Raw genomic sequence first — 10,631 nt, forward strand, 5'->3', positions numbered from 1 at the left:
CTCAATCTTTCCAATGATGACAACCTGATATCTTTCCAATTCCGGGAAGATAATTCGTTAACCTGCTGGGAATGAACTAAGAACATTTTCGTATGCTTTGTTTGATCTTCGCCCGGGGCTGTTCACCCCAATCGCCCAGCTCATGCAGCACATTTTTCAGCGTATCGCTGTAAGTTGTTGACTCATAAGTCACAGTAACCGGTGGGTTTCCATTTGCCATTCAGCACCTATAGCGCATCGCTGATATATCTCACTTTAGAAACACATTCGAGCTTTGTTGGAACACCCTCATTTACATCCCTGGTTTAACAGATGATGCGCTGGATAAGGCTATTGCAAGCATCAATAGTATTTAGATAATAATTGATGATTATCGAATTTATCTTATGATGATACTACGGGTAAGAGGCTATCTTCGCTTAACTATAACATGATATTAAAGTGGTATTGGTCTGATTTATCAAAACAGTATCAAGACAATACCAAACCAATACCAAATGAATACCTGACCAATATAGCCGCCAGCCCCGATCCTGGTCTTCGTAAAATGTCAAGTAAAAACAGTAATTAACATGAATCATTAAGCCTAATGTGTCAAGTAAACCCGTATAGGACACTTTGATTTCGGTTAGGATAGGTTTTGCTAATCCTCAGCTTCTTTTTTGCTTTGACAGCCCTCTAGTAGGGTGTTAGTGCGGGGTTAGTGGGGGGTTAGTGCGCTTATTAGCGCTAAAAAGGGCCTTTAACCCTACTTTAACCCCCTGTTTGCCCCGAAAAAAAGTAAAGTTAAACAGCCACTAAAGTCGACTGGAACCACACTGATACTATCATAAACAATGATTTTAATATATTGATCACATGGAAGAAGATGCGAAATAATAAGAGCGCAGGGATTTTGGATACACTTTTGACAATCCAGACTAATTTTTAAATAACGCCTTTGCTGACTTTTGTATAATCAAAAGAACAAAATCAGATGGAACAATTTAAAAACAAAGCCAATAAGACTGCTAACAAACTGTTGATGAAAGCCACCCGGTTACATGAGTTTGGTGGCCCTGAAGTATTAAAATATGAGGATGCACCAGTTCCTGAGCTGGAGTCTGGAGAAGTACTGGTTCGCGTTTATGCGGTTGGCATTAATCCGCCCGACTGGTACCTGCGCGACGGATACAAGATGTTGCCGCCTGAGTGGCAGCCAAACGTGCCTTTCCCGGTCATCCCTGGAACAGACATTTCAGGAGTTGTTGCGGCTATCGCTGATGATGTGAATGATTTTTCCATCGGTGATGAAGTGTATTCCATGGTTCGCTTTCCGAGTTTCGGACTAAGTAAGGCCTATGCACAGTACGTCAGCGTCCCGGCTTCTCAACTTGCGCTCAAACCCGCAGCTATCGATCACATTCAAGCCGCTGCGGTACCTATGGCAGGGCTTACTGCATGGCAGTTTCTCGTAGATCTTGGGCATAATGAACCGAATCCACTTCAGCCAAACAGGCATGAACCAGTCCTGCTCGAAGGTAAAACCGTACTCGTGAACGGAGCAGCAGGTGGGGTAGGGCACTTTGCATTGCAGATAGCCAGATGGAAAGGTGCAAAAGTAATCGCAGTGGCATCTGGAAAACATGAAGCTATGCTGAGAGATCTCGGTGCGGATGAGTTTATCGACTATACAAAGACTCGTCCTGAGGATATGGTACGGGATCTGGATTTGGTTATTGATGCAGTCGGCGGTCCGACAACCAGTCGTTTCTTACGTACACTTAAACCTGGCGGTGCTTTATTCCCGATTTTCCCTTTAGGTTTTTCAGATGATGGTGAGGCAGGTCAATTGGGAGTTACGGTTTCGGCCACTCAGGTTCGCTCAAATGGTGCACAGCTTGAAGAACTTGGTAAATTACTTCAGGCCGGAAAGATTCGGGTTGTGATAGACAGTACTTTTCCGCTGGCGGAAGCTCAAAGGGCACATGAAAGGGCTGCTCTTGGTCATATTCAAGGTAAGATTATACTCACCGTGGTTTAATAACAGGATAAATCTTAAATTAGCTTCATCATGAAAGTTAAACCACAGCTTAACGTTATCAAAAGCATCTCAGCATTTATGCGCGATCTGGGGCTGCCTAAACCGCTGCATCCTTTAATTGCACTGGTGAAATACGATAGCGATCAGGTGAGCCGTGAAAATGCCGGAAGAAATTTCCTGATTAACTTTTACAAGGTCTCATTGAAGGAGCATTTCAGTGGCCATGTGAAATACGGACAGGGTCATTATGATTTTGAAGAAGGGGGGCTGGCTTTTCTGGCTCCCCATCAAATGATCACCATGTCTACCGAAGAAAGCTGTTATGAGGATGGCTACATGTTGTTTTTTCATCCCGATCTGATACGGAATTATCAGCTGGGAAAGAACATTCAGCAATATGGTTTCTTCGCTTACGAGGTAAATGAAGCATTGTTTGTATCAGACAAAGAGAAAAAAGTTTTGGTTGGTCTATTTGAAAATATTGCTGCTGAGCTGGAAAGTAATACCGACAGCTTTAGTCAGGATGTGCTGGTTTCCCAAATCGAACTATTGCTTAATTACAGTAACCGTTTTTATAACCGGCAGTTCCTTACACGCAAAGCAGTTCATCATGATCTGATTACTCAAATGAATAGCTACCTGGCAGAACGTTTTGCAAGTGAGGTAGAGGGCTTACCCACAGTTCTTGAGGTGGCTGAATATCTTCATGTCTCGCCAAGATATCTAACGGATATGCTGAAGACATTGACGGGACAAAGTGCCCAGCAGCATATCCACGAACAATTAATTGAAAAGGCTAAAGTAAGTTTGAGTACCACGAGACTTACAATTGCTGAAATTGCTTATCAGCTGGGTTTTGAGCACCCGCAATCTTTTAATAAATTATTCAAGCGCTACACCGATCAATCACCTAACGTGTACAGGAAGTCTTTTATTTCCAGTTCTTAGCTCATCTGCTGAAAAGCGTAGTCCATTTTTATATCCAGACATAAATGTTTTGGACAGGTATGAATAGGATGCTACAATTACGTTACAACTATGCTACGATTCTTTTTCAAAGAAGTGCTTAGCTGTCCGCCCATTTACAGATTTGGAAAAGGGCAAACTCAGTATTGAATTTTCTCAAGGTGACATGCCAGGGATGTTTTCTCTCATTCCTGCAAGTTGTAAAGTCAATTTATATGTCTCATTATTGCTCATTTTATTGAATAATCCATATTTTTAAGCCCTTTCCGCTTACATCGGCGGGTATTGCTTATGAATGAAAATAAAAACTACGATGCTGCATTTTGTGGTAATCTGGCTATACATCAAACCAACTCTATACAGGATTACGGATACCTGATAGTGGCGGATATAGAAAACCTGGAGATAGTTCAGGGAAGTGAAAACTTAGAACTCATCTGTTCAAAACCTGTCCGTGAACTTATCGGAACACATCTTTCTGAATTTTTCACTGCTGCCCAGCTTTCTGAACTCAGAAAAGAGATGGCCAGAGGTCCAAGAAATAGAGTGCCGTTTAGCTTTTCTTTTAACAATGATGGTATATTGATTCCGGTAAATATACTATGCCACATTAAAAGTGATCTGATTATCCTCGAAATTGAAAAGGATGACGAGGAACCTGAACGTAGTTTCTCTGCTGTTTTTCAGGAAGTGCGGTCTTTCATCTCTACGCTTGAAAATACAGCTAGTTTACAGGATATCTGTGAAGCCAGTATTCATGAAATCCGCCGTATAACAGGATTTGATGGTATCAGGATGTATCGTTTTGATAAAGACTGGAACGGTACAGTAATAGCAGAAGAGATTGAAGGAGAACTGGAAAGTTACCTCGGACAGACCTTTCCTGCATCTGATGTGCCAAGACAGGCACGGGCATTATATATTAAAAATCCTTTCCGGTTAATTCCAGACAGGAATTACAAATCATACAAGCTTTTCCCGGTAATCAACAGTATTACAAACGGATTTCTTGATCTGTCTGATTGTAATCTGAGAAGTGTTGCAGGTGTTCACCTGGAATACATGGCCAACATGCATGTTGCCGCATCAATGTCTATCAGGGTGATGGTGGGCGACGCGCTTTGGGGATTAATCTCCTGTCATCATACCCACCCTAAATACCTCAGTACCGAAAGCAGGTTTATATTTGAGTGGCTGAGTTTAGAAATCTCTTATCGTATTTCTTCGGTAATTCAGCAGGAACAACTTGCTGTTTCTGCGCATTTGCTTAAACTGAAAGCATCGGTTACAGAAAACATCTTTTCTAAGGGAGACGTGGTAAAGGGTTTAATTGAGGATGAAAACCAAAACCTGAATCAATTGTTTAATTGCAGCGGATTTGCTGTAAATCTGAAGGGTAAGATTTCGTCTGTGGGACTTGTTCCGGAAGAGGAAGAACTGGAAAGTTTGCTGCTGTGGGCAGAAGGTAAGGTTTTTGGGAATGTTTTTGCAAGTAATGAACTGGGCGAAATCTACGAAGAGGGGAAGTCATATAAGGATGTAGCCAGCGGTATATTGATTATCCCGGTTAGCGGAAACAGGGGTGACCTGCTGATCTGTTTCAGACCGGAAAGAATAAGGGACATTAAGTGGGGTGGTGATCCGAATCAGGCCATCAATTTGGAGAAAGATGGTTTGAGTTATCATCCGCGCAACTCTTTTAAACTATGGCTGGAGACTGTTTACGGACAGTCTGAAATCTGGAATGAAACTGAGCTGGAACTTGCAGAATCTCTAAGGAACTTCTTATTTCAATTCAGTGCTGACCAGCAATTTAATTAATGCAACAACCTGTAATGAGGCAAGATAATACAAAAGAAAACAACAAGAGATACGATAAATATATAGTGGCCATAGGGGCTTCGGCAGGAGGATTGGAAGCTATTCATCAGTTTTTTGATCATATGCCGGCAAACGCCAGTTTTTCCTTTGTGGTGATTCAGCATTTGTCTTCCGACTATAAAAGCCTTCTGGTAGAACTGGTAGGTAAACATACACATATGAAAGTGTTTGAGGCAGCGGATGACATGGCTGTACAACAGGATTGTGTGTATATTATCCCTAATAATAAATTGATGACGGTGAGTCGCGGTAGGTTGAAGCTGACGGAAAAGTCGTTAGTGAAAGCCCCAAATACGGCAATAGACCATTTTTTACATACGCTTGCGAAGGATAAAAAGGAAAAAGCGATAGCTATTATATTATCCGGAACAGGAACAGATGGTACCAGGGGAATCCAGGCGATAAAAGACTATGGAGGGATGGTCATTGTACAGGAGCCTTCAACCGCTAAATTTGACGGAATGCCGAACAGCGCAATTGCCTCCGGTCATACAGATTTTATTCTTTCACCTGCAGAAATGAGCGTCGAACTGTTCAATTATGTAAAGGAAGAACCGGTAAAGGTATTGGAAAACGGCAAGATCAACGAGGCATTGCTGGATGAGATTTTTACGCTCGTTCATCAGCAAAGCGGCAATGATTTCAATCTGTATAAAACGCCAACCATTATCCGTCGCATTGGCCGGAGAATGAATGAAAATAACATTAAATCCCTTGATGCCTATGTTGACTTCCTGAAAGAAAATACAGGGGAGGTGAAAATACTGGGGCAGGATTTCCTGATTGGGGTAACTAAATTCTTTAGAGATACTGCTGCTTTTGAACTGTTCTCGGAACAGCTGGAGGAGGTAATTGAACGAAAAACGCATGGTGATACTTTAAAAATATGGGTTTGTGCCTGCAGTACGGGACAGGAAGCCTATACCGTTGCGGTACTGGCTGCTGATGCGGTTAAACGATCAAGGAAGAGAATTGACATTAAGGTATTTGCTACAGATATCGATGATAAAAGCATAGAGATTGCCTCGAAAAACCAATATCCTCCAAATATCAGTAAAGAGATTCCGGAGTCTTTGTTCAGGAATTATTTTGTGCAGGACGGAAATTTCTATGGAGTTATACCCGAGATCAGAAAAATGGTGGTCTTTGCAAAACACGATGTGATCAAATCCCCGCCATTTATCAAAAATGATATGGTTACCTGCCGGAACATGCTGATCTATGTGAACAGCGTTCTTCAGGAAAAAATACTTTCTATATTCCATTTTTCTCTGGTACAGGAAGGATACCTTTTCCTGGGGTCGAGCGAAACCGTTTCTTCGTTAAAGGAAGGATTTACAGAGATATCCGGAAAATGGAAGTTCTATCAGAAGACAGGGACAATTAACTATGCCAGCTATAACACCTATAATACAGGTGCAAGATCGCTGGTCGACAAAACGAAGAAACCTAATCTCAGTGAGCTGGCAATGAGTCCGATTGAGAAGAGTTTCAGTAGTTTCCTGACCAGGGATTTGGGCTATGCGGGTGTATATGTAGATAAATCCTGTATCATGCAGGATGCTGTGGGCGATTACCGCAGGTACCTGTCTCTGCCGGATGAAAAGATAGAGTTGAATATCCTGAAAATGGTGCCGAAAGAAGTATCTGTTATTTTAAATACTGCTTTGAGAACAGCATGGAAAGAGAAGGAGATCACGCATTTGAAGCGTGTACGTTTCCATATGGATCGGGTGGAAACGTATTTGAATATTTCGGTTAAACCACCGGATCAGGAAAACGGGGTGGGTTTCACCCTGATCGTATTTGGTGAAAGTACACTGGAGACTATCCCTGAGAAGGACGACCGTGGAATGTCAGGCATAAGTGACGGCAAGCAGGACGAGTATATTTTTGAGCTGGAAGCGGAGCTGAACGAAACCAGGAATAATTTACAGCTGGCGGTAGAAGAAATGGAGACGACCAATGAAGAATTGCAGTCTACCAACGAGGAGATGCTCTCTGCAAATGAAGAACTCCAGTCCAGCAATGAAGAATTACAATCGCTGAACGAAGAATTACATACTTTAAATACGGAACACCAGATCAAGATTAAGGAATTGGTTGACCTGAATGACGATCTCGATAATTACTTCAGAAGCACGGATATAGGTCAGATTTTTGTTGATGCGGGCATGTATATCAGGAAGTTTAATCCGGCTGCCATCAGTATGGTAAACCTGATTGCGGCAGACATTGGCCGCTCTATTGAGCAGATTTCTAATAATATTAAAGCAGATAACCTGAATGGCGACATACAGCAGGTATTGGAGACTGGTCAGGTGATTGAAAAAGAAGTGCAGATCAGGAATGGCGACAGTAGCCTGATGAAAATCATGCCTTATGTGAGGAAGGACCGAAAAACAGATGGTGTAGTGATCACTTTTGTGAATATCTCCAAGCTCACTGAACTGAATAATATTATTACAGGGGTTTTTAATGCCAGTTTAAATGGCGTATTGGCTTTTAGGTCTGTCCGGAACAAGCAGCATTTTATCACAGATTTTGAATGTATTTCTTTCAATAATGCTGCGCTTAAAATTCTGAAGAAAGATGAAAAGGAGCTGTCCAAAGCAATGATCCTGGAACAGCTGCCAGAGATAGCAGATAGTCAGCTGATGGAGCGGTACATCAACGTGGTTGAAAAGGGAGGCCAGCTGCAGGTAGAGTTAAAACTAAACGAAAAAACCTGGCTGGAGCTGGTGGCTGTGAAGATGTCTGACGGTTTTGCGGCTACGATTACGGATATTACCAGGCAGAAAATCTCAGAAGAAAAGCTCAAGAAAAATTACAATGAACTGCTGGGGACTCGTGAGAATCTTAAGTTGCTGAACAGTGAACTGGAGATCAAAGTCCGGGAACGCACTATGCGGCTGTCTGAAAGTGAAAACAGGTTTAATCTGGTTTCACAAGCTACTAATGATACTATCTGGGACTGGAACCTGGCAGAGAATACGATGTGGAGAAGTGCTAATTTCAGCAACATGTACGGCTATGGAAAAGATCCGGTAAATGAAAATATAGGATTCTATTTTGAGCTCATACATCCTGACGAGCGCAACGCGGTGAAAAAGGGTGTTTACGATGCAATCAATAATGGAGACACGCAGTGGACAGCGCAATACCGTTTGAGGAAAGCTGATGGCGAATATGCAACTATTCTGGACAGGGGGAGTATTCTGACGGATGAGAATGAGATTCCTTACCGTATGGTTGGTTCCATGCTGGATATTTCTGTGCTGATTGATACAGAAACGCGACTCAGTTCTACTGAACGCAAATTCAGAAAGATCTTCGATTCTAATGTGATTGGTATGCTGTTCTCCAATATCGATTCAGGCAGAATAGAAAATGCTAACCATATTTTCCTGGACATGCTGGGTTATACCATGGAAGATTTTGAGCAGGGTAACATCAACTGGAAAGACATTACTCCGGAGGCATTTATGCCGGTAAGTAATGTCTCTGCGCAATTGCTGAAAACACAGGGTTACTGTGAACCTTTTGAAAAACAATATTTGCATAAAAATGGTACCCCTGTGGATGTGCTGGTGGGTTCGGCTATTCTTGATGATGATAATTTTAGAGAAGCCGTAACTTATGTGATTGATATCAGTACGCAGAAGGAAAATGAAAAAAGAAGATCCGAGTTGCAGGAGCTGATCAAAAAGCAGCAGGATGAATTTTATAGTATTTTCAAAAAGGCACCCGCACTGATCAGCATCAGAAGGGGAAAGAACCTGGTTTATGAATTTGTGAACGAGGCTTTTATTCAATTTGATGGCGGCTACGAATTTATAGGTAAAGAAAAATTACGGGAAGGTTCGCAACTGGACAGTGAGGAACTGAAAGGATTTGAACAACAGGTGATGGCCACCGGAGAAACTTTTGTTGCGAATTCTTACAAGCTGCTCCATCAGGATTCAGAAACAGGAGAAATGAAAGACAGTTGGTTTGATATTATTATCAATCCGGTATATTCTGCTGAAGGTATAATTGATGGGATTTCTTTTTTTGGTTTTGAGGTAACTGATTTGATGATTGCACAGCAGACTACCAAAGACCTGATGTATAAAAAGGATGAATTTATGAGTATTGCCAGTCATGAACTGAAGACGCCAATTACCACCATCAAAGGTTATCTGCAGTTTGCATTGAAAATGGCAGAACAGGAGAAATTCGGACATATTTTTGGTTTTATTGATAAAGCCAATAAGCAGGTTGCAAAACTGACTACGCTGGTAGATGACCTCTTAGATGTCACCAAAATACAGGCTGGCAAAATGAACTTTACTTTCTCTACTTTTAATATTCAGGAAGTAATAGAAGACGCGGTAGATGGTATACAGGGAAATTTGGGTGGACAGACTATCATTCAGGATATAGAAGATTTTGAGCTCACAGCTGACAAGAACAGGATTGAGCAGGTAGTGACAAATTTCATCTCCAACGGGCTGAAATATTCTCCTAAAGGGAAAGAAATTGTGATCCGGGCAAGAAAAATTGAGGGTGATAAGCTGAGGGTATCAGTGAAAGATCAGGGAATAGGCATACCAAAAGACAAGGCAGAGTTTATTTTTAACCGCTTTTTCAGGGTTGAGGAATCTTCCAATATGTTCTCCGGACTTGGTTTAGGACTGTATATTTCGGCCGAAATTATACACCGGCATCTGGGAAAAATTGGGGTGGATAGTGAAGTTAATGTGGGTTCTGACTTTTGGTTTGAAATTCCTGTTAACCAGTCTGCACCCGGCCAGTAAAGCAACATTTAGCTTTAAAAGCGGAATAGGAAAATTTAGCGTTGACAAGGCCAATAGACGCTTTTAGAAGTTGATGTAGTAAATAACATACATTTTTTAGTTTAGTTGATGAATGGCTCTGATTAAAAAAGCTATCAGCGCCGTTTTAAATGAGGTTTAACAGAGAAATTTACTTCTGTAAGTTGTATGGCTGAATTATTTCATGTGTGCTGATAACAAAATTACTCACACTAATTAACCAAAAAATGAAAACAAGCATTACTAAATCAGCATTGATATTATCTCTGGTAGGATTGTCAACTTCTCTGTTTGCTCAGGACATGAATTCGGACACGACGAAACGTTTTGACAAAAAAGATTTCCGCACCTGGTCAATCGGACTTAACGGTGGTATGTTGACGCATTACACTCCCTTCAATAACAGAACTAACGGTGATTTCCGCACACCACAGGAAAGCTGGGGCTACGGAGGTTACATTAAGAAGCAAGTTTCACCAGGTTTTGGTATCCAGGCTGATTTCCTGGCTGGTAAAGTGAAAGGCTTCAGAGACAACCTGCTTCCTTCACCTTCTGCAGGTCAGGATGCAAGCTCGTTTGAAACACGTATTGACTGGTCGGCAGCTGTAAGTGCAAACTTTACACTAGCTAATTTAAGCTTAAACCAAAAACGTAATTTCATCTCCCCTTATATTACTGGTGGTGCCGGTTATATGTCATCAAGTGCAAATGTTCAAAACACGCCAAATGGTGCAAGCACTGGTTACGATGAAAACTGGTTCATCCCGGTTGGTGCAGGTTTTAAGTTAGGTTTATCCAAAGGTGTTAACATCGATTTAGGTTATACTGTTAACTTTATGAAAACCAATAACTTTGATGGCGTTGCTTCTGCTGCTAATGATAAATTCTCTTATGCTCACGCTGGTTTAGAGATTGCATTAGGTAAAAAAGGAACTTCTCAATTG

The 10,631-nt window shown here is 41.6% G+C and carries 6 protein-coding genes; 5 read left to right on the forward strand and 1 reads right to left on the reverse strand.

What is annotated here, in order from left to right:
• Positions 1 to 76: 76 nt before the first annotated feature.
• Positions 77 to 220 carry a hypothetical protein gene (locus OQX62_RS07715; RefSeq protein ID WP_265830872.1) on the reverse strand — a complete coding sequence of 48 codons (144 nt, stop codon included), beginning with the start codon at positions 218 to 220 and terminating at the stop codon, positions 77 to 79.
• Between the two features lie 756 nt (positions 221 to 976).
• On the opposite strand from OQX62_RS07715, the gene OQX62_RS07720 reads away from it, so the two are divergent.
• The 5 genes from OQX62_RS07720 to OQX62_RS07740 form a co-directional block, all read left to right on the forward strand.
• Complete coding sequence (locus tag OQX62_RS07720) at positions 977 to 2,023, forward strand: NADP-dependent oxidoreductase (protein ID WP_265830873.1); 1,047 nt, start codon at positions 977 to 979, stop codon at positions 2,021 to 2,023.
• A 30-nt stretch (positions 2,024 to 2,053) separates the two neighbouring features.
• Positions 2,054 to 2,971 carry a helix-turn-helix domain-containing protein gene (locus tag OQX62_RS07725; protein ID WP_265830874.1) on the forward strand — a complete coding sequence of 306 codons (918 nt, stop codon included), beginning with the start codon at positions 2,054 to 2,056 and terminating at the stop codon, positions 2,969 to 2,971.
• 309 nt (positions 2,972 to 3,280) lie between these two features.
• Complete coding sequence (locus tag OQX62_RS07730; RefSeq protein ID WP_265830875.1) at positions 3,281 to 4,810, forward strand: GAF domain-containing protein; 1,530 nt, start codon at positions 3,281 to 3,283, stop codon at positions 4,808 to 4,810.
• Positions 4,810 to 9,669 carry a chemotaxis protein CheB gene (locus OQX62_RS07735; protein ID WP_265830876.1) on the forward strand — a complete coding sequence of 1,620 codons (4,860 nt, stop codon included), beginning with the start codon at positions 4,810 to 4,812 and terminating at the stop codon, positions 9,667 to 9,669. The genes OQX62_RS07730 and OQX62_RS07735 overlap by 1 nt, the downstream gene beginning before the upstream one ends.
• Positions 9,670 to 9,914: 245 nt before the next feature.
• Positions 9,915 to 10,631: outer membrane protein (locus OQX62_RS07740; RefSeq protein WP_265830877.1), on the forward strand; the 717-nt coding region annotated here is incomplete at its 3' end.

Origin of the sequence: Pedobacter sp. MR2016-24 (assembly GCF_026239655.1) — a bacterium.
Classification (GTDB): Bacteria; Bacteroidota; Bacteroidia; order Sphingobacteriales; family Sphingobacteriaceae; genus Pedobacter.